The sequence below is a fragment of the Sulfuricurvum sp. genome (assembly GCF_049277495.1).
In the GTDB taxonomy this organism is placed as follows: domain Bacteria; phylum Campylobacterota; class Campylobacteria; order Campylobacterales; family Sulfurimonadaceae; genus Sulfuricurvum.
Genome location: NZ_JBASYM010000045.1, coordinates 20,089 through 39,335, shown reverse-complemented (window position 1 = coordinate 39,335; position 19,247 = coordinate 20,089). Strand labels below are relative to the sequence as shown.

The 19,247-nt window shown below is 44.6% G+C and carries 24 protein-coding genes; 15 read left to right on the top strand and 9 right to left on the bottom strand.

What is annotated here, in order from left to right; translation table 11 throughout:
- The first annotated feature begins 26 nt into the window (after positions 1 to 26).
- The 7 genes from WAO38_RS08325 to tpx all read left to right on the top strand — a co-directional run bounded on the left by WAO38_RS08325 (position 27) and on the right by tpx (position 5,736).
- The gene (locus tag WAO38_RS08325; RefSeq protein ID WP_422236118.1) at positions 27 to 1,352 is read left to right on the top strand and encodes an NFACT family protein; all 1,326 of its coding nucleotides are present in this window, start codon (positions 27 to 29) and stop codon (positions 1,350 to 1,352) included.
- Between the two features lie 11 nt (positions 1,353 to 1,363).
- On the top strand, positions 1,364 to 1,672 hold the full coding sequence (locus tag WAO38_RS08320) for a hypothetical protein (protein WP_422236116.1): 309 nt from the start codon (positions 1,364 to 1,366) through the stop codon (positions 1,670 to 1,672).
- Positions 1,673 to 1,804: 132 nt separating this feature from the next.
- Positions 1,805 to 2,563, top strand: coding sequence for a phosphatidate cytidylyltransferase (locus tag WAO38_RS08315; protein WP_422236114.1), 759 nt, complete (start codon positions 1,805 to 1,807; stop codon positions 2,561 to 2,563).
- Positions 2,560 to 3,636 carry a 1-deoxy-D-xylulose-5-phosphate reductoisomerase gene (gene dxr / locus WAO38_RS08310; RefSeq protein WP_422236112.1) on the top strand — a complete coding sequence of 359 codons (1,077 nt, stop codon included), beginning with the start codon at positions 2,560 to 2,562 and terminating at the stop codon, positions 3,634 to 3,636. The genes WAO38_RS08315 and dxr overlap by 4 nt, the downstream gene beginning before the upstream one ends.
- Positions 3,630 to 4,160, top strand: a complete 531-nt coding sequence (locus WAO38_RS08305) for an RBBP9/YdeN family alpha/beta hydrolase (protein WP_422236110.1) — start codon at positions 3,630 to 3,632, stop codon at positions 4,158 to 4,160. The genes dxr and WAO38_RS08305 overlap by 7 nt, the downstream gene beginning before the upstream one ends.
- Positions 4,157 to 5,134: a tRNA (adenosine(37)-N6)-threonylcarbamoyltransferase complex transferase subunit TsaD gene (gene tsaD, locus WAO38_RS08300; RefSeq protein WP_422236180.1), complete on the top strand. Its 978-nt coding sequence runs from the start codon at positions 4,157 to 4,159 to the stop codon at positions 5,132 to 5,134. The genes WAO38_RS08305 and tsaD overlap by 4 nt, the downstream gene beginning before the upstream one ends.
- A gap of 98 nt (positions 5,135 to 5,232) precedes the next feature.
- On the top strand, positions 5,233 to 5,736 hold the full coding sequence (gene tpx, locus WAO38_RS08295; protein ID WP_299997513.1) for a thiol peroxidase: 504 nt from the start codon (positions 5,233 to 5,235) through the stop codon (positions 5,734 to 5,736).
- Between the two features lie 51 nt (positions 5,737 to 5,787).
- Here the strand turns inward: tpx and WAO38_RS08290 are convergent, their stop codons facing one another.
- From WAO38_RS08290 to recA, 4 genes are read right to left on the bottom strand one after another with little or no spacing between them, the layout of a single operon-like run.
- Complete coding sequence (locus tag WAO38_RS08290; protein WP_422236108.1) at positions 5,788 to 6,405, bottom strand: AMIN domain-containing protein; 618 nt, start codon at positions 6,403 to 6,405, stop codon at positions 5,788 to 5,790.
- Between the two features lie 13 nt (positions 6,406 to 6,418).
- Complete coding sequence (locus WAO38_RS08285; protein WP_422236106.1) at positions 6,419 to 6,703, bottom strand: hypothetical protein; 285 nt, start codon at positions 6,701 to 6,703, stop codon at positions 6,419 to 6,421.
- Positions 6,703 to 7,971: a phosphopyruvate hydratase gene (gene eno, locus WAO38_RS08280; RefSeq protein WP_422236104.1), complete on the bottom strand. Its 1,269-nt coding sequence runs from the start codon at positions 7,969 to 7,971 to the stop codon at positions 6,703 to 6,705. Before eno ends, WAO38_RS08285 begins: the two co-directional genes overlap by 1 nt.
- Complete coding sequence (gene recA / locus WAO38_RS08275) at positions 7,968 to 9,005, bottom strand: recombinase RecA (RefSeq protein WP_422236178.1); 1,038 nt, start codon at positions 9,003 to 9,005, stop codon at positions 7,968 to 7,970. Before recA ends, eno begins: the two co-directional genes overlap by 4 nt.
- Before the next feature lie 186 nt (positions 9,006 to 9,191).
- Between recA and WAO38_RS08270 the strand changes: the two genes are divergently transcribed.
- The 5 genes from WAO38_RS08270 (at position 9,192) to ccoG (ending at position 13,424) form a co-directional block, all read left to right on the top strand.
- Positions 9,192 to 10,046, top strand: a complete 855-nt coding sequence (locus WAO38_RS08270; RefSeq protein ID WP_422236177.1) for a menaquinone biosynthesis family protein — start codon at positions 9,192 to 9,194, stop codon at positions 10,044 to 10,046.
- 99 nt (positions 10,047 to 10,145) lie between these two features.
- A complete protein-coding gene (gene fliQ / locus WAO38_RS08265) occupies positions 10,146 to 10,412 on the top strand; it encodes a flagellar biosynthesis protein FliQ (RefSeq protein WP_422236175.1) in 267 nt (88 codons plus the stop codon).
- A complete protein-coding gene (locus WAO38_RS08260) occupies positions 10,409 to 11,191 on the top strand; it encodes a UDP-N-acetylmuramate dehydrogenase (RefSeq protein ID WP_422236102.1) in 783 nt (260 codons plus the stop codon). Before fliQ ends, WAO38_RS08260 begins: the two co-directional genes overlap by 4 nt.
- A gap of 92 nt (positions 11,192 to 11,283) precedes the next feature.
- Positions 11,284 to 11,946, top strand: a complete 663-nt coding sequence (locus tag WAO38_RS08255; RefSeq protein WP_422236100.1) for a hypothetical protein — start codon at positions 11,284 to 11,286, stop codon at positions 11,944 to 11,946.
- On the top strand, positions 11,943 to 13,424 hold the full coding sequence (ccoG, locus tag WAO38_RS08250; RefSeq protein ID WP_422236098.1) for a cytochrome c oxidase accessory protein CcoG: 1,482 nt from the start codon (positions 11,943 to 11,945) through the stop codon (positions 13,422 to 13,424). Before WAO38_RS08255 ends, ccoG begins: the two co-directional genes overlap by 4 nt.
- 29 nt (positions 13,425 to 13,453) lie before the next feature.
- On the opposite strand, the gene WAO38_RS08245 is transcribed toward ccoG, so the two are convergent.
- From WAO38_RS08245 to WAO38_RS08235, 3 genes are all read right to left on the bottom strand, one after another.
- On the bottom strand, positions 13,454 to 13,906 hold the full coding sequence (locus WAO38_RS08245; protein WP_422236096.1) for a heme-binding domain-containing protein: 453 nt from the start codon (positions 13,904 to 13,906) through the stop codon (positions 13,454 to 13,456).
- A gap of 135 nt (positions 13,907 to 14,041) precedes the next feature.
- Positions 14,042 to 15,037, bottom strand: a complete 996-nt coding sequence (purM, locus tag WAO38_RS08240) for a phosphoribosylformylglycinamidine cyclo-ligase (RefSeq protein WP_422236095.1) — start codon at positions 15,035 to 15,037, stop codon at positions 14,042 to 14,044.
- A 145-nt stretch (positions 15,038 to 15,182) separates the two neighbouring features.
- On the bottom strand, positions 15,183 to 15,386 hold the full coding sequence (locus tag WAO38_RS08235; RefSeq protein WP_422236093.1) for a phosphoribosylaminoimidazole synthetase: 204 nt from the start codon (positions 15,384 to 15,386) through the stop codon (positions 15,183 to 15,185).
- 159 nt (positions 15,387 to 15,545) lie between these two features.
- Here WAO38_RS08235 and WAO38_RS08230 point away from each other — a divergent pair, with 159 nt between their 5' ends.
- The 3 genes from WAO38_RS08230 (at position 15,546) to dapF (ending at position 17,602) form a co-directional block, all read left to right on the top strand.
- On the top strand, positions 15,546 to 16,100 hold the full coding sequence (locus WAO38_RS08230) for a spermidine synthase (protein ID WP_422236091.1): 555 nt from the start codon (positions 15,546 to 15,548) through the stop codon (positions 16,098 to 16,100).
- Between the two features lie 120 nt (positions 16,101 to 16,220).
- Complete coding sequence (gene coaE / locus WAO38_RS08225; RefSeq protein ID WP_422236089.1) at positions 16,221 to 16,826, top strand: dephospho-CoA kinase; 606 nt, start codon at positions 16,221 to 16,223, stop codon at positions 16,824 to 16,826.
- A gap of 26 nt (positions 16,827 to 16,852) precedes the next feature.
- A complete protein-coding gene (gene dapF / locus WAO38_RS08220; protein WP_422236088.1) occupies positions 16,853 to 17,602 on the top strand; it encodes a diaminopimelate epimerase in 750 nt (249 codons plus the stop codon).
- Positions 17,603 to 17,727: 125 nt separating this feature from the next.
- Here dapF and prfA read toward each other — a convergent pair whose 3' ends face one another.
- Both prfA and rpsT read right to left on the bottom strand, forming a co-directional pair.
- On the bottom strand, positions 17,728 to 18,795 hold the full coding sequence (gene prfA, locus WAO38_RS08215; protein ID WP_422236086.1) for a peptide chain release factor 1: 1,068 nt from the start codon (positions 18,793 to 18,795) through the stop codon (positions 17,728 to 17,730).
- Positions 18,796 to 18,880: 85 nt separating this feature from the next.
- Positions 18,881 to 19,147 (bottom strand): 30S ribosomal protein S20, encoded by a 267-nt coding sequence (gene rpsT / locus WAO38_RS08210; RefSeq protein ID WP_422236084.1) that lies wholly within the window; start codon positions 19,145 to 19,147, stop codon positions 18,881 to 18,883.
- Positions 19,148 to 19,247: the final 100 nt, after the last annotated feature.

Here is a 19,247-nt window from a genome sequence, read left to right as displayed (position 1 = left end):
TCTTTTTCTAAAGGCAAGGTAAAATTATGAGATTTTCTTATCTTAAACAAATTGTTGAGTATATGAAGCAGTTTAAGCACATCGTGGCAGCTTTCCGAGTCAACGATACATCTCTACAATTGGTTTTTGATCAGGAAAACAGTTGGAATTTTGAGATGCAGCGGGGAAATTCGACAATCAGCATCGGGGAAGCCGGCAATCGCGGGAAAATCTATCAAGCGCCTTTTGATATTTTACTGGCCAAGCGGTTTAATCGATCGACTGTACAATCGGTCGAACTGTATAACCATGATAAAATCATCCGTATTACGGTCAGTACAAGCGGATCATACAAGTCCGAAACGACTATTTTACAGTTGGAATTTACCGGAAAACATACGAACGTTATTATCCTGGATAAAGATGAAGTTGTGCTGGAAGCCTTGCGCCACATCGATGAGGATGTTTCGACGCGCAGCGTGCGTGTCGGACAAAAATTGGGTGAAATGCCCAAGCCTCCCTATGAGCCTAAAGATTATCCGATTGAAGATGTCCGTCAGTTTTTACTCGATACCTTCAACCAGCGCAATGCCGATAAGCTAGAGCATCTGAAACGAGAGAAAAAAGCTCTTTTACGCAAGCGTTTGGCAACGCTGCAAAAGCATTTGGACGGACTTCAGAAAGAATCGGTACTGTTGGAGGAAGCTGAGCAGGCGCAGCATGCCGGGCATTTGATTTTAGCGAATCTTGAGTCGATAAAGCCCTATGAAAAAGTAGCGGAACTGCATGATTTTGACGGAACTGTGATACGTTTAGAACTTCCCTCGGGATGCAACACGGCTGCAAGAACTGCCGACAGTTTTTTTAAACGCTCCAAAAAAGCGAAACAAAAAGCGATCGGATTGCACCAAGAACGGAGCAATCTCGAAGCCAAAATCCGACATTACGAACTCTTTATCCAAACCGTTGAAGAAGCACCTACTCCTGAGCAGATAGCATTGCTGTTCCCGACTAAAACCGGGGGGTCAAAACTCAAAACATCCGATTTGATTGCCGAATTTTGGATAGAGGGGATAAAGGTTTCTCTCGGAAAAAGTGAAAAAGGGAACATTGAACTCCTTAAAAATGCTAAAGCCGGCAATATCTGGATGCATCTCAAAGACCGTCCTTCGGCACATGTCATCATTACGACGGATAAGCAGCAGCTTCCTACGCGGGTGATCGAAGCGGCGGCAAAACTTTGTGTTGATTTTTCCGTATTTGAAAAAGGACGCTATTTGGTCGATTATACTCCACGACGAGAAGTGAAAATCGTAGAGGGGGCCAATGTTCTCTATACGAAATACAATACGATCAATATAGACAAAGGATAAAAGGAGTTCTCATGGCAGATATCGGTCCAATCGGCAGTGCCATTTACACGAATCAGCAGATGGCAAGTGTAGCAAGTGAGAAGAATGCTGTCTTGAATCGCTTTGAACTTCAGACATTGGCAGCGGCGACAGCAGCCCAAGCAGAAAAAAAAGAGATCGAAGAGGTGCGTCCTACGGAAGAGATTCACGGAGTAGACCCTGATCGCGAACATACCAAAGAACAGGCTGAACAAGAAGAAAGACGTCCTCAGCATGATGAGAAGCGGGAGGAAAGTAAAAAACCGCTCAAGCCGTTTCATCTTTTAGATATTAAAGTATAAAAGTATTGCTACGAGTTTCATTTAAAAGATTAATAAAGGCTCAGAACAGCCTAGGATGCCAATTTCATAGACCTTAAAATACAAGAAAAGTGCTATAATTTCTAAATTTTAATACTATTGGCTAACCAAACTATGCAAACTGCAAAAAATTCAATACAAGAACGTGTTGTAACGGCAATCTTTCTTGTTGTCGGCGTTCTCATTGTCGGACTCATCAACAACTTTTGGCTAATGTGGTCGGTGATGGGGATCATTTATCTCCTCGCTTTCCATGAAGCGACCCGTCTCTTTGGAATACAGAACAACTCTTTGTATGCCTATGCGGCGATTTTGTGGCTTGCCGCTGCGCTGTATCCGTATGGGGAAGATTTGGTTGTGATTGCAGGGCTTATATTTGCCGCAGCGGTAGCATACACCCAAAATATTTCTCCTAAAAACTTTCTCCCTTTCATCTATCCGACCGCCGGTATGCTTTTTACGCTCAGCATGTACCAAGAATACGGGATTGTTTCGCTCTTGTGGCTTCTTGTCGTCGTTGCATCGGCAGATGTCGGTGCCTATGTGGTAGGACGGAGCATCGGTAAAACTCCTTTTAGCATCTCCAGCCCGAGTAAAACCCGCGAAGGTGTGTATGGCGGTATCGCTGTTGCCACCGGTGCCGGATTTTTTATCGGGATCACGATCGTCGATATCGCTCAGGCGATTATTATCTCTATGGCGGCGGCTATAGGGGCGGTATTCGGCGATTTGTTTGAGAGCTATCTCAAGCGCCAAGCCGGAGTCAAAGACAGCGGTTCAATCTTACCGGGGCATGGCGGAGTGCTTGACCGCATCGACGGATATTTATTTGCATCGATTATCATGCTCGTTCTTCTTCGGGGTCTTGTTTGATCCTACTGGGCTCTACCGGTTCGATCGGAGTCAATGCGCTCAATATCGCTAAACAGTTTCATCTCTCTGTAGACACCCTCGTTGCCGGACGCAACATAACTCTCCTGAATGAACAAATCAAATTGCATCATCCGAAGCGCGTTGTCGTTATGCGTGAGGAAGACCGCTCTTTAGTCCAGCATAGCAATGTGTACTCGGGTGAAGAAGCGATTCTGAGTGCTATCGAAGAATCGGATTCCAACCATGTCATTAATGCCCTGGTCGGTTTTGTCGGATTCCGCCCCACCCTTAAAGCCTTGGAATGCGGTAAAAAAGTAGCCCTTGCCAACAAAGAATCACTGGTTGTCGGAGGGGCTTTCTTGGATACGTCGGGAATTATTCCGATCGACAGTGAACATTTTGGATTATGGTATCTCCATCAGGGGGGACGCCCTGTTGAACGGATGATGATCACCGCCAGCGGAGGAGCATTCCGTGATTGGCCGTTGGAGAAATTATCCACAGCGACACTCGAAGATGCATTAAAACACCCAAACTGGTCGATGGGGCAAAAAATAACCATTGACAGTGCTTCCATGGTGAATAAACTCTTTGAATTGCTAGAAGCGCGCTGGCTTTTCGGCGAGGGGCAATACGATGCGCTGATCGAGACACAATCATTGATCCATGCGATGATTGATTATACGGATGGTTCGACGACCGCCCATTTCGCCCATGCGGATATGCGCCTTCCCATTGCATACGCCTTGATGGGGAAAGTGGATACTCCGATTGTGGATCGGATCGATTTGACGCGCGTCGGAGCCCTCGAATTTCGTCCTATCGAAGCGGAGCGTTATCCGATCTGGGCAATCAAAGATGATTTGCTTCGTAACCCTGCACGCGGCGTCATTGTCAATGCGGCGAATGAAGCGGCAATTGAACGTTTCGTCCGCGGAGAGATCCGCTTTATCGATATCTCGACGATGATTTTGAACGCGTATGAAAACTTTCATCTGACACCTGACTCTATCGAAGAGATTTTCGTTATCGATGATGAAGTCCGCCGCTATGTACGAGGGCTTTCATGTTAAAGGTCTTAATACTGCACGGATGGGGGGGAAGCGATGACCCTCATTGGCAGGCATGGCTCGCAGGAGAAATTGCCAAAGATTACGGCACGGTCAGTTTCCCCCTTTTGGATAATCCGCACTTCCCGAGCAAAAATCGGTGGATGAAGCAGGCTAAAGCCCTTTTGAACGATTTTCAGCCGGATGTCGTCATCTGCCATTCGCTTGCAAATATCCTCTGGTTCCATTTATGTCATGAGGGGGAAATCACCCCTGTAAAACGGCTCCTTTTGGTAGCTCCACCAAGCTTACATTGTGAACTGGAGACCTTGAAAACATTTTTTCCTCTGGATGTTCCCTCTTCGCTGTTTGCGGAGGAAGCGCTGCTGGTCACTTCGGATAACGACCCGTATATGACACCGGATGAAGCGCATTCGCTTCAAAAAGCCCTTGGGGTAGAGATGAAAATCATTCATAACGGCGGGCATATCAATACCGCTTCGGGATTTGGCGAATGGCAATGGGTTAGAGAGTGGGTCCTCTCATGATCTTGAGTATCGAAAGTTCTTGCGATGACAGTTCTATCGCTATTACGGAAATAGCGACTAAAAAGCTTATCTACCATAAAAAGATCTCTCAGGAATTGGAGCATTCGCAATACGGCGGTGTCGTTCCGGAGCTTGCGAGCCGTTTGCATGCACAGGCCTTGCCGGCGATATTGGCTGAGTGTGAAGGTTGGTTTTCGAAACTGAAAGCGATTGCCGTTACCAATGAACCGGGACTCGGTGTGACCCTCATCGAAGGGGTCGTAATGGCCAAAGCATTAAGTATCGCGCTGAATATCCCCGTGATCCCCGTCAACCATCTCAAAGGGCATATTTACTCTCTCTTCATAGAGAAAGAGGCCCTTCTGCCTTTAACGGTTTTGCTGGTTTCCGGCGGACATACACAATTGATTGAAGTGGAATCCTATAATGTAATGCATACGGTGGCAACGACCATGGATGACAGCTATGGGGAAAGTTTCGACAAAGTAGCCAAAATGATGAATCTGGGCTATCCCGGAGGACCGCTGATCGAAAAGCTTGCCGTAGATGGTGATGCAAGCCGATTTTCTTTTACGGTTCCTTTATGGCAGTCTCCTTTGATCGCATTCAGTTATTCAGGGCTTAAAAATCAGGTACGTCTTGCGGTTGAAGCGAATGATGCATCTGCTTATCCTGATATCGCCGTATCCTTTCAGCGCACGGCGACGGAACACTTGCTGCAGAAATTGAAAAAATATTTCAAATCACATCCCCCTAAACGCTTTGCTATTGTCGGCGGTGCAAGTGCAAACCTCTATTTACGCGGACGTGTTCTTGAGCTGCTGCAACCGTTTAAGGCAGAGTTGTATCTTTCTCCGCTCGAATATTGTTCCGATAATGCGGCAATGATCGGCCGTGCATCGATTGAAGCGTATGCGCTGAATGAATTAAGTGATTATCAGAATATTTCTATCAATCCCCGTTGTAAACTGTGAAATAGCTTAAAAGCAAATATCTCTTCTATAATTCAGAGTTAAATTATCCGATTTAAAATATACTTCTCACATCAATAAAACAAAAACAAGGAGCCAACATGGCAACTACAAAATTCAAAGGTACAGACGTAGAACTTCTAGGAAATGAAGTAAATGTTGGAGATAAAGCGCCTGAAGTAACGGTTGTTAATTCAGCTGGATTGGGCGACGTAGTCGTCGGTGGAGCTCAAGGCGTAAAACAACTTATCATCGTTGTTCCTTCTCTTGACACTGGTGTATGTGCGACAGAAACACGTAACTTCAATGCAAAAGCTTCTTCAATCGAAGGTGTTAAAGCAACTATCGTATCTTTGGACTTGCCATTTGCTGCAGGACGTTTCTGCCAAGCAGAAGGGATTGACAAATTGACAGTATGTTCGGATTTCCGTAACAAAGATTTCGCAAACGCTTATGGTGTATTGCTTGGCGGTTCAGTTCTTGCTGGTGTAACATGCCGCGCAATCTTCGCTGTAAATGAAGAAGGTATCGTAACTTACAAAGAGATCGTTCCTGAAATCACAGAAGAACCAAACTACGACGCTGCATTGGCTGCCGTAAAATAATTCCTCTTTCTCTCCACTCGGAGAGAATCTTTCCCTTTAATTCTTCTTTTTTTATTTACACGTAATACTGATTAAATCGCCTGTTTTATTTAAAGAATAGCGGTAACGTCCATCCAACGTAATCGTTGCACGGATAAATTTGGCATGATTCCCCAGTGTCACTTTTAGATAAGGTGCAGCATTGAGTATTTTTTCTTCTTCTTTAAAAGTGACATTTCGTTTGAAATCAAGGACGATACGGCTCGGATCACTGAGAACAAAATGACGGACAAGCGGGTCAGCTGTTTTGATGGTCAGATGTTTTCCTTTGGTATTAAAGCGGATAAACCCAAAATCGGCGGAAGAGGCACTATTCGCGGCAGCTGGCTGCGCGGAAGAGGCATTGGATCCCTGGCTTATACTGATCGGGCGATGCCAGTCAATACTGTGATCAATCTCCATTTTTCGGGTTTCGATACTTCCGTCAAGATTTTGTATGGTAAACGTAACTTCTTTTAAAATACGGGCTTGATCCGGAAGGGTATAGTTCACTGTCCCTAGCGGCGGTTTGGTATCGGGTATGTTGGAGGTTACTTTATTGGCTTTAGAATCAGCAGGGGTAAAAAAAGGATTCTCACGAGCAACAAGAGGCGAGAGTAGTATAAGTGAGACTAAAAGTGAAAATTTCATAAATCTCCCGTCATTACTGTGAATCAGCATCAAGCTCTTTAAGCTCAAAATACTGCTTCTGTAAAGCAGCATTTTCAACTTTTAAGCGCTCAATGTCTTCGCTTAGATAATCTTGATGCTCTTCAAGATCAAGAAGGACACTTAATGAGTTGTCACCGAAAAAGATGAACCCCATATAGACCCCCACTAAAAGAACAACTCCTGCAGCAAGGAGAAATTTATGGGTCGGAAGACCGAAATAGCGTTCGCTTAAGCTTTCCCCTTCCTCTTCACGCAGCAGTTGATCATCATTTTGCATCAGTTAAAAAGGGAACTCCCCAGATATTCGCCATACATTACTTCCGTTTCGATTTCCAGGAGACGGTTGTATTTTGCCGTACGCTCACCGCGTGCCGTTGAACCGGTTTTGATCTCACCGCAGTTCAGGGCTACTGCAAAATCGGCGATAAATGCATCTTCGCTCTCACCGGAACGGTGGCTCATTACGCATTTGTAGCCATTGCGCTGAGCAAGTCGGACGGTAAGCATCGTTTCGGATACGGAACCGATTTGATTTGGTTTGATTAGGATGGAGTTTGCGATTCCCTTACTGATCCCCTCAGCCAAGATATTTGCATTCGTGACAAATAAATCATCCCCGACGAGTTGGATTTTAGATCCTAAACGTTCCGTAAGGATTTTCCATCCGGCCCAGTCATCTTCGCTAAGGCCGTCTTCAATCGATACGATCGGATATTTGGCGCACAATGCTTCATAGTAACCTACAAGCTCTTCAGAAGTAACGGTGCGGTTTTCAGAATCAAGACGGTATCCCCCTTCTGTCACCAGTTCCGATGCAGCGACATCGAGGGCGATAGCGATTTGTTCACCCGCTTTGTAACCCGCCTTTGAAATAGCTTCCATGATAACCTGGATCGGTTCCTCATTAGAACTTAAATCCGGAGCAAATCCCCCCTCGTCGCCGAGTGCTGTATTGGCACCGCGGTCTTTGAGGATTTTTTTAAGGTTGTGATAAACCTCTGCAGAAGCACGCAGACCCTCACTGAAATCACTAAATCCGATCGGCATAATCATGTATTCTTGAAAATCGACACTGTTATCCGCATGACTTCCGCCATTGATGATGTTGAGCATCGGTACGGGAAGAACCATTGCATTCGCACCGCCAAGATAGCGGTACAACGGAATATTCAGGCTTTTCGCTGCAGCCCGTGCTACCGCCATAGATACGCCTAAAACAGCATTCGCCCCAAGGTTTCCGTAGTTTTCAGTTCCGTCAAGCTCTTTCATTACGGCATCAACCATTGCCTGATTAAACGGAGAAAGGCCCATGATCGCATCCGCAATGTCAGAGTTGACATGTTCTACGGCTTTAAGCACCCCTTTGCCCATATAGCGTCCGTCACCGTCACGGAGTTCCAATGCTTCACGCTTACCGGTACTTGCTCCACTTGGGACGATAGCACTCTCACGTGTCCCGTCGCTCAATTGAACGGTTGCCTTTACAGTTGGATTTCCACGGGAATCCATTACTTCGATCGCACTTACTTCATCAATAAAAATCATTCATCTACCTCACTCATTTCAGATTCATCCATTACCATAATACCGGTTACGCCCATGGCTGCTTTAATTTTTTCTTCGACTTTGTGAGCCAATTCCGGCTCATCTTTAAATTTTTGTTTTACGTTCTCACGCCCTTGGCCGAGTTTTGTATCTTCAAAACTGAACCATGCTCCGCTTTTATCGATGATATCAAGCTTTACACCGTAATCGACAAGTTCTCCCTCTTTGGAAATCCCCTCACCGAACATAATATCGAATTCCGCTTGACGAAACGGCGGAGCGACTTTATTTTTAATGACTTTAGCTTTGACACGGTTTCCGATTTGGCTCTCACCTTGTTTAAGGGTAGCGATTTTGCGGACATCAATGCGGACGGATGCATAGAATTTTAGTGCATTCCCCCCGGTTGTCGTCTCCGGTGAACCGTATCCCATCGTTCCGATTTTCATTCGGATTTGATTGATGAAGATAATGGTACAGTTCATCTTGTGCATGATACCGGTGAGTTTACGCAATGCTTTGGACATCAGACGCGCTTGAACACCGACTTGCTGGTCGTTCATCTCACCTTCGATCTCTACTTTCGGCGTAAGTGCCGCAACGGAGTCAATGACGATCAAATCAACGGCACCGCTTCGTACGATCGTTTCGACGATATCGAGTGCCTGCTCACCGTAGTCAGGCTGAGAAACGAGAAGATTCTCGACGTCAACTCCGAGGTTTTTAGCGTATCCGATGTCGAGTGCGTGTTCTGCATCGATAAAGGCACAGATTCCGCCCTTTTTTTGACATTCAGCGGTAATTTGCAGACTGAGAGTCGTTTTTCCAGAACTCTCAGGTCCATAGATTTCAACCACGCGACCTTCGGGTATTCCTCCGATTCCGAGTGCTAAGTCAAGCCCGATTGATCCGGTGCTGATTGAATTAATCGGTTCGATCTCTTTGTCGCCCAAACGCATCAACGTCCCTTTACCAAAGGTTTTGTCGATTTGTTTCATCGCGAGTTCAAGCGATTTGAGTTTATTTGGATCCATCATGCGGTGCTCTCCTGAGACTAAAGTGTTTTAAAATTGCGTCATAATATGACAAATTGAAATATATTCTAAAAATATGTCAAATTGAAATATTAATAATTCGCATTATGGAATAGAGATATTTTAGCGTTATTTGGTTAAAATTTAATTGATTTGTACTTTTGAATAGGATTTTCAGTGAAAAAAATGGTGATTGCCCACTCTCCGGATGCCGATGATATTTTTATGTATTACGCAATCAAATTTGGTTGGGTCGGAAAAAATAATGTTCAGTTCGAAAATATTGCATTGGATATTGAAACGCTCAATGTAGAAGCACTGAAAGGGACCTATGATATCAGTGCCATCAGTTTCGGACTTTATCCCCATATCCGGAATGATTATGCTCTGTTACGGACGGCGGTAAGTTTCGGGCAAGGGTACGGTCCCAAATTAATCCGCAAGCGCGATACGCTTCTTAAAAAACGGTTCACGGTTGCGCTCAGCGGCAAATTCACAACCAATGCCCTCCTTTTTCGAGTGGCTTATCCGGACGCTAAGATCGTTTATATGAACTTTTTAGAGATTGAACAAGCAGTTTTAGACGGCGTTGTGGATGCCGGTGTACTGATTCATGAAAGTATCTTGGGATATGATGAATCATTAGAAGTCGAACGTGAAATGTGGGACATTTGGTGCGAGCTGTCCGGCGGAGAACTTCCTCTTCCTTTGGGGGGGATGGCCATTCGACGCTCGTTGCCTATCACATCGGCAATTGAATATGAAAATCTTTTAACCAAAGCCGTCCAAATCGCACGGGATCACAAAGATCGCCTCTCCAAAATGTTAATGGAGCGTTCATTGGTCCGCATTGATGCGGCAACATTGGAAAAATATTTGGAATTGTATGCGAACGACGAATCAATCTCTTTGAACGATACCCAATATCAAGCAATTGAAAAACTTTTTTCGATAGGCTATGAACACGGATTTTTTGAACAGCGCATTGACCCGAAGGATTTTATGATCCCCCTTGAATATACTGAATTGAGGAATAGTTAAAATGAGTGCGGTTCACTGCACGCGGGCTTCGTGCCGAGCGAAACTAAGCGTTAGCGCAGCCGTCGGGATGTGTTCCGATGGCGTTAGGAATTCACTATGATGCAAGAAGAATTGATAGGATTGGGGATTGAAACGTTTAAAATCGCATTGGTTTTAGCGTTACCGGCATTACTTGTCGGGATGTTTTTGGGTCTTGCGGTCAGTATTTTTCAAGCCACTACCCAGATCAATGAGATGACGCTGAGTTTTATCCCTAAAATTATCGGTATCGTTATCGTCATTATTCTGACGATGCCATGGATGATGAATGAGATGCAGGATTTTACGATACGTATATTTAATATGATTCCTACCTTTACCCAATGAATACCAAGCGTATCGATTTTTCCAAGTTCAGTTCCATTCGTATCGGGCCGGCAGTTGATGTTGCCCTGATTGAAAACGATCTTGTCCCCGAAGGGCACTTTATCGTCGGCAGTGCCAATAACCTCCTCGTCTCCCCTGTACCTCCTCCATTGATGATCCTGTCTAAAGAGTATGATTTTATCAAGATTGAAGACAATCGACTTGTTATCGGTGCGGCGACTCCGGGAGGCCGGGTTGTCTCTTTTTGCAAGAAGAACGATATTGCCCATTTTGAATATCTCTCAAAGCTCCCGGGAACCGTGGGGGGGATGCTGAAGATGAATGCGGGACTCAAAGAGTATGAGATTTTTAATCACCTTATCGCCATTCGTACCCCAAGCGGCTGGAAAAACAAAGCAGAGCTCGAATACGGATATCGAAAAACTTCGATCAGTGAGGTGGTATTCGAAGCGGCATTTGATCTTGAACGGGGATTTTCGTCGGAGCGGTTAGAAATGTTTGCACAGATGCGTTCCAATCAGCCGCATGAACCGAGTGCCGGGAGCTGCTTTAAAAATCCTCCGGGCGATTATGCCGGACGGCTCATCGAAGCGGTGGGGCTGAAAGGAAAGCGTGTCGGAGCGATGGCCTTTAGTGAGGTTCATGCTAATTTTCTCGTCAATTATGGCGGAGGAACCTATCAAGAGGCATTGGAGCTTATCCATGAAGCTCAAACGCGGGTGAAAAAGCAGTTTGATATTGAGCTTCAATGCGAAGTAGTCATAATTGACCAAAAATAATGACGAAAAAATAATCTTTTCTATTGACTTTACTCGTCACTTTTTGATAAGATGACGATTAAATTGGATTTTTGAAAGGATTTAAGCATACAATGACTGTCAGTTATATACGTCCCGATAAAGATTTTGACGGTGTCTATGAGCAACTTAAATTAATCAACGGCTATGCCGATCAAAAAAAGATGGTGATAAACGAAGAGCTTGTGGATCAAACATCTCAGAATAAACGGATCGCCGATCGTCAGGAAGTCGTAGAGTTTTTTCGTTCACTGGATGGCGATACCTTGATTATTTACGATACATGGACCTTGAGCAGTTGTATCGAAGATGTTGTCCAAATGTTTAGCTGTCTCCTTAAAAACAACAACACGATCCATTTTGTGAAACCGGGTGTAATTATCGATCGCAAAAGTGATACAATGGTCGTTTTGGGTCTGATTGATCAACTTCGACAGGTTTTGCAAGATGACGGGAAAAAAGGGATCGGACGCCCGAGAGGATCAAAATCATCATCAAAATTTGATATGTATTTGGAACAAATTATCGATTTATTGAAGAAAAGAAAGAGTGTCAGTGAGATTGCACGCGTTCTTGGGGTAAGTCGAAGCTCTCTCAAAGACTATATTGAATCACGTGAACTTAAAGAGGTGGTTAATGGTGTAATCGGCATCGGAGATGATGTTGATGCGGAAGCAACGGTGATCGGAACAATCCGGTGCCCCAATATTGAATTTAACGCGAAGGAAGTAGAATGAGTGAAACAGTAGATCCCAAAGGAAAAGAGTATTTGTCTGGGTGGACCCCTTGGCGCATTAAGCGGTATTGGTTTTATGGTCTGGTTACTGTTTTTTCATTGGTGTTGCCATGGATAACGGTTGATGGTAATCATCTCTTCCTGCTTAGTTTTGATAAGCTGAAACTCCATCTGATGTTTATCCAGTTTGATATGCAGGAACTTTATTTGATGCCGTTTTTGCTGATGATTCTTTTCATCGGTATCTTCGGGATCACGGTATTGGGCGGACGTGTTTTTTGCGGATGGATCTGCCCCCAGACTATTTTCCGTGTTGTTTACCGTGACTTGATCGAAACAAAACTTTTGGGACTTCGAAAACGGATCAAAAACAAACAGCAGGAACCGGACTATTCAAAATTCGAAAACAAGGTTAAGCGCCTGGTCGGAATTTTATTGTGGACGGGGTTGGCATTTATTGCGGCGGCTGACTTGATGTGGTATTTCGTACCGCCGGAAGATTTCATGGTATATATCCAAAACCCTATGGAACACACGGTGCTGTTAGGATCCATTTTAGGAATTGTTCTCTTTTTGGTATATGACGTTATTTTCTTGCAAGAGAATTTTTGTGTCTATGTCTGTCCTTACTCACGTATCCAATCCGTTTTGTATGATGATGATACGGTAATGGCAATCTATAACCCAAACCGCGGCGGAGAGATCTACAACGAGCACAAAGAGAAAATGTTTACCAAACAAAATGATCTGCTTGCCGTCAATAGCAATGCGGAATGTACCACCTGTGAGAGTTGTGTGACCGTCTGTCCGACCCATATTGATATCCGCAAAGGGTTGCAGCTTGAGTGTATTAACTGTCTTGAATGTGTTGACGCATGTACGGAAGTTATGGGTAAACTTGGCAAACCGAGTCTTGTCGAATGGTCAAGTGAAAAAGAGACCCTGTTTATGAAAGGGAAAACCCATTATTTGCGTCCAAAAATATTGGGCTATATGGCTATCTTGATTATTGTCAGTATTATTTTGGCAATGATGGGCAGCGAAAAAGAGTATATGCTGTTGAATATCAACAAAGAGAACCGCTTGTACTCAATCAATGAACATGATGACGGAAAAGTAGAAGTGGATAATGCCTATACGTTCTTGTTACAAAATACATTGAATGAAGACCATGACTATTATTTTGATGTTATCGCTCCAGCCGGTATGGAGGGGAAAATTAAAATTGCCAAGCCGGAAAAACCGTTCAAAGTCAAACCGGGTGTCGTTAAGAAAAAAGTGGTTGTTTTATATACGGATGAAATGCTTGTGGATGATGATCGTAAAGATACCGTCATTCCGATTACCATCAATGCATATGCCGTTGATGCAAAAGATAAAGTGATGGTTTCCCGTCAGTCGACGTTTACTTTCCCGCGTGCTGATCTATTAGAAAGTGAAGAGAAAAAGAAAGAGAAAGAGAAACATGAAGAGGATTGATCCTCTTCGCTAAAGCAGAGGAAAATCGATTATTTTTCCTCTCCCTCCTCCTCTTCTTCTTTTCCGAATGTTTTTTCCAAACCGCTGATTAGCTCTTGTTTCTCGGTACTGCTGAGTCTGGCTTCAGGATGCGTTGGGAGAAAAAACCATGGCGGCATACTTCCTTCCCGAACCTCTTTAGCGGCATCTTTAGCTTCATTTTTCTTTTGAATACCCCACATTGAAACATTAAAATGTTCACGGCCTTCATCGACATCCCGCGCCAAAAGCCATGATACCGGGGCAACATTGCTGTACCAAGGGTATTTGGTCTCATTGGAGTGGCAGGCGGCACAAGCCCGGTTGAAAAGCTCTTGCGTACGAGGCGAATCCCATTGCGGTTCGCTCATAACGGGTGGATTGGTATGATCTTTTCCATAGGGTACAAACTGTATTCCGACAGCAATGGCCACTACTGCGATTGCAATTGTTTTAGCCTTCATTTAAATATCCTTTTCACATATAATAATAGAATAGTAATATAGAAACACAAAAGAAATGTTAATAGAAAAAAATATCTTGGAAGTAGAAGAGGGGGGACTCATCTTTTGCATAAAGATGAGTGGGGAGAAGTTTGCTTAAACGAGTACCGCTTCGCGTTTTCCTTCTTCAAGGCGACCGATAACGTAACCGTCCGTTTCCGCCAATACGGCATCAACATTTTCCGCACGTACGACGAGAATCATTCCGACACCCATATTGAAGGCGCGGAACATTTCACTTCGTTCTACATGTTGACCGATGAGTTCGAAAATCGGAAGAACGCGGATTGAGGATTCATCGATAACGGCACGAAGACCTTCCGGGAGTACACGAGGGAAGTTTTCGACGATCCCGCCTCCGGTGATATGGGCAAGAGCCTGAATTTTATCTTTGAGCGCTTTAAATGTTTTAACGTAAATACGTGTCGGTGTCAGGAGTGTTTCGATAAGCGGTTTCCCTTCGAAAGTATCGTCGAATTTCATCCCCATTTTTTCAAATAAGACTTTACGTGCCAATGAAAAACCGTTTGAGTGCAAGCCTGAACTCGGCAATGCGATCAAAATATCGCCTGCCTGGACTTTATCACTGCGGTCGAGTTCACTTTTTTCACCGATACCGACAGCAAATCCTGCCAAATCGTAATCATCACTGTGATACATTCCCGGCATCTCGGCCGTTTCCCCGCCGATGAGGGCGCATTCGGCTTGACGGCACCCTTCTGCGATTCCGCTGACAACAGCCGTAGCCGCGGTAACGTCAAGTTTTCCGGTCGCATAATAATCGAGGAAAAAGGAAGGCGTTCCGAAATTACAGATCAAATCATTGACACACATTGCGACCAGATCAATTCCGACGGTATTGTGGATACCTGAATCGATGGCAAGCTTAAGTTTGGTTCCGACACCGTCGGTTGCCGCGAGCATCACCGGTTCACGGTAGCCTTTCGGGAGCTCAAAAGCACCGGCAAAAGAGCCGATTCCACCCAAAACACCGGGGATAGCAGTCGATTTAACGAGTGGTTTAATGTTTTCGACGAAACTGTTACCCGCATCGATATCGACACCGGCATCTTTATAACTGATTTGGCTCATGGGTTTCCTCATACTTTAAATATAAAACACGAGCCTCCTGCTGAAGGAAACATAGTGTTACCGTAGCCTAAGGAATTACTTCCGAGGGCGTGAATTAATAATAAAGTAATTATAACGCAAGAGTGGTTAGGAGAAATTTAGAGGTTTAATCTTTTTTGGGACATTTGCCGAAAACTTTTGTGAAAACCCATAATGAAGGGCAAAAATCACTCAGCGCCCATGCGGCAACCATTACAATGACCAAGGTTTGTAGGATTACGGCCAACTGCATGTGTCCCGTCACAAAGGAAACCATTGCAATCGTTAATACGATGGCCATCAAAAAACGCTGAATTCTTTCTGCACACATAGAGACTCCTCGATTTATCGACAATAATTGGCTAAAATTATAGCCAAACACGGCAGATTAACCTTTAGTCACTAAATATCTATGGAATATTCAAACCCTTTTAATCTCTGCGTGTTACAATCGCTGAAAAATTCCGACTAAGAAGAGAACCCTAACCTGATGAAAACATTTATTTACCCCGAAATGATGGTCCATGTTGCGATGTGTACCCATAAAAATCCCAGTACGGTTTTGGTAGCGAGTCAGAACAGTGATCTGCTTCAAGGAGAACTCGGACGTTACCGCGCTATCCAGCCTAAGGTTGTGAGCGGTGATGATTTGCTCGGTTCATTGCGTGACACTGCAGATAAAAGTATTGATGTCGCAATGATTGATACGCTGAATGCAGATAGTGCGGTACTTGCTCATCTTAATCGTGTGCTAAAAGAGGATGCCCTTGCGGTAATGCGCCATCCGGATCTTGATGACGTAGAGGGGAATATCAACCTCATGCAGATTTTAGGGAACTATTTCAAAATTATCATGCCCTATCACCTTGAAGACGGCTCTACGCTATTGCTCTGTTCCAAAGAGTATCATCCGACAGCGGATCTGATTCTACAGCGCAGTGATCTGTTGGAGGGGCATCAATACTACAATTGCGATGTTCATATCGCAGCGTTTGCAATGCCTCAATATATCCGTAAAAATTATCTCGGGATTATCCGTAATTAATGGCGTTTGAATATCACTCTTATTATGACGCTATCGAAACTCGTTCCGATAGCTACGCTAACGCTAAGTTCTCCTTGGCGGAGTGCCCACGCGCAGTAAACCGCGCTATTCGAGATAACTATGGCGTTTGAATATGCTATTGCGCTGACCGGAGGGATTGCAACGGGCAAAAGCACCGTGGCATCCTTGCTGGGGCTGAATGGTCTTCGCATTATCGATGCGGATACGATTAGCCACCGGATTTTGGATGAAAACAGTGCGTGGGTAGCTGAGCATTTCGGAGAAGAGTTTGTCAAAGGTTCGAAAGTAAATCGGGCAGAATTAGGGAAAAAGATTTTTGCCGATCCCGAAGCAAAAAAAGAGCTTGAAAGCTTTTTACACCCGAAAATCCGCGCCGCCATCGAAGAAGAAAGCGAAAAACAAGATCGCCTCAAATATCCTTATCTGATCGATATCCCCCTCTTTTTTGAAACATCGTCGTATCCGATTAAACATTCCGTTGTGGTGTATACCCCGAAAGAGCTGCAATTGGAGCGTTTTATGAAGCGCAACGGTTTTTCAAAAGAAGAGTCTCTGCGACGTATCGAGAGTCAAATGGATATAGATGAAAAACGATCCCGCGCGACATGGGTGATCGATAATTCCTCGAATCTCAAACACCTCCAAAAAGAGTGCGAACAATTTGTTGAAACGATTAAAACGCTCTATCCGGCTCCTAAGGTATAATTACACCATTATTATAAAGGGCTATCATGCTTCAAATTGCCAAATATTGCGCCAGCGGCAACGATTTTGTCATCTTTCATGCTTTCCATGGGGCGGATCGATCCGGACTTGCCCGTACTCTTTGTGACCGTCAAAACGGTATAGGAGCGGATGGATTGATTGTTATTCTCCCCCATGACAGCCATGATTTTGAATGGGAGTTTTACAATGCCGACGGTTCCACCGCCTCGATGTGCGGAAATGGGAGCCGTGCCTGCGCTCATTATGCGTACCGTTTTGGATTAGCCGGTGAGAAAATGGAGTTTTTAACGGGCGCGGGTGTGATAAAAGCGCAGGTCGAGGGAGATATGGTCCAAAGCGACTTGACCCCTCCTCTGGTTATCAATGATGCTATTTCAGAGTATGAGATGACATGGTGGCTCATCGATACGGGTGTTCCTCATCTTGTGACCTTTGATGCGGATATGGCTAATTTTGACATTGCGATGGCTCGGGAACTCCGTTATAAATACAATGCCAATGTCAATATTGCCCATGTAGAGAGCAATGGCGCAATCCGTGTCCGAACCTATGAGCGCGGAGTAGAAGATGAGACGTTAGCGTGCGGAACAGGGATGGCTGCGTGTTTTTACAGGGCTTCTATCGAAGGATCGGTTGCCGATAATGCCTGCGTGTATCCTAAAAGCGGAGAGACGCTGTATCTGGGGCTAGATGAGGGGACGATTACCTTTAAAGGGGAAGTCAAAGGGGTTTTTGAAACCATTTGGAAAAATTAAAATTTCCATGATCCAATTCATAGAGCCGTTCCGAAGGCAGCAGTGCCGAGAGGAACGAGCGTTCTTGGATCATGGTATGATCTTTTGCTACTTTTCTGACTAAACAGAAAAGTAGATAGCAGAAATTATAATCCCGCCCGCTCCATAATTTTTGCCTGTGTATCGGCAATCAACGGTTCGATGATATCATCCATCAATCCGCCCTGCATAATTTCATCGAGGCGGTAGAGGGTAAGATTGATACGGTGATCGGAAATACGGTTTTGAGGGTAGTTGTAGGTACGGATACGACCGGAACGATCCCCTGTCCCCACTTGCTCTTTACGCTCATTCATCTCTTTCTCTTTTGCCTCTTGGATCTGCATCTCGTACAGACGCGCTTTGAGGATTTTCATCGCTTTCTCTTTGTTTTTGTGCTGTGATTTTTCATCCTGGTTATTGACGACGATACCGCTTGGAATATGGGTAATACGGACGGCTGAGTCGGTCGTATTGACACTTTGCCCGCCGCATCCGCTTGAGCGCATAACGTCGATTTTGAGATCGCTTTCATTGATATTGACTTCAACGTCGTCAACTTCAGGCATAACAGCGACGGTAATAGCCGAGGTATGAACCCGCCCTTGCGATTCAGTTGCAGGGACACGCTGTACGCGGTGGGTTCCCGCTTCATATTTGAGCCGTGAGTAGACCTGCTCTCCTTTGATGAGGGCAATGATCTCTTTGTAACCCCCGGCATCGGATGGACTGGAACTCATTAGCTCGATTTTCCACCCTTTGACATCAGCGTAACGGACATAGGCGTTAAAAAGGTCTCCTACGAAGATGGCCGCTTCGTCACCGCCGGTTCCGGCACGTAGTTCGATATAAATATTTCGTTTATCGTTTGGATCGGCAGGGATGAGGAGTTTTTTGATCTCTTCTTCGAGCGGCTCAACCAAGGGTTCGAGCGCTTTGAGTTCTTCTTTTGCCAAATCGCCGAGCTCATTGTCAAAAATAAGAGTTTTATTCTCTTCGATATCATCAAGAAGTTTTTTGTACTCGGTTGCTTTGGTAACAATGGCTTGAAGTGCAGATTGCTCTTTGGAGAGGTCGGTCATCCGTTTGATATCTGAACCAATGTCGGGAGAACTCAGAAGTTCGGTCAATTCGTTGTAACGATTAATAAAAGGGGTGAGTTTGTCGGATAACATAAATAGTATTTCCTAAAGAAAGGCGTTGTGCGAAAAGAGGTTAACCAAAATCTGCCCGGAAGGGCAAGTTTCAGCTTTTAATGTATTAAGCTTGGATCGCGTTAACAGCGAGGTGAAGACGACTTACTTTACGTGCAGCAGTCTCTTTTTTCAAGACACCTTTGCTTACATATTTATGAAGGTTGGCATTGGCAACAACAAGAGCAGCTTGGGCTTCTTCTTTGTTTCCTGCATCCACTGCAGTGCGGACTGCTTTAACGATGTTTTTAATACGCGTACGATAGAATCGGTTGCGTTCTGTACGCTTTTCCGTCTGACGGATACGTTTCAATGCTGACTTATGGTTTGCCATGGCATTTATCCTTGTCGAATTTTTTTTAGGGTAGAATGCTACCTTAAATATAATTAAAATTAAGTTAAATTTTATAGAGAGTATCTAAATTATCAATCTT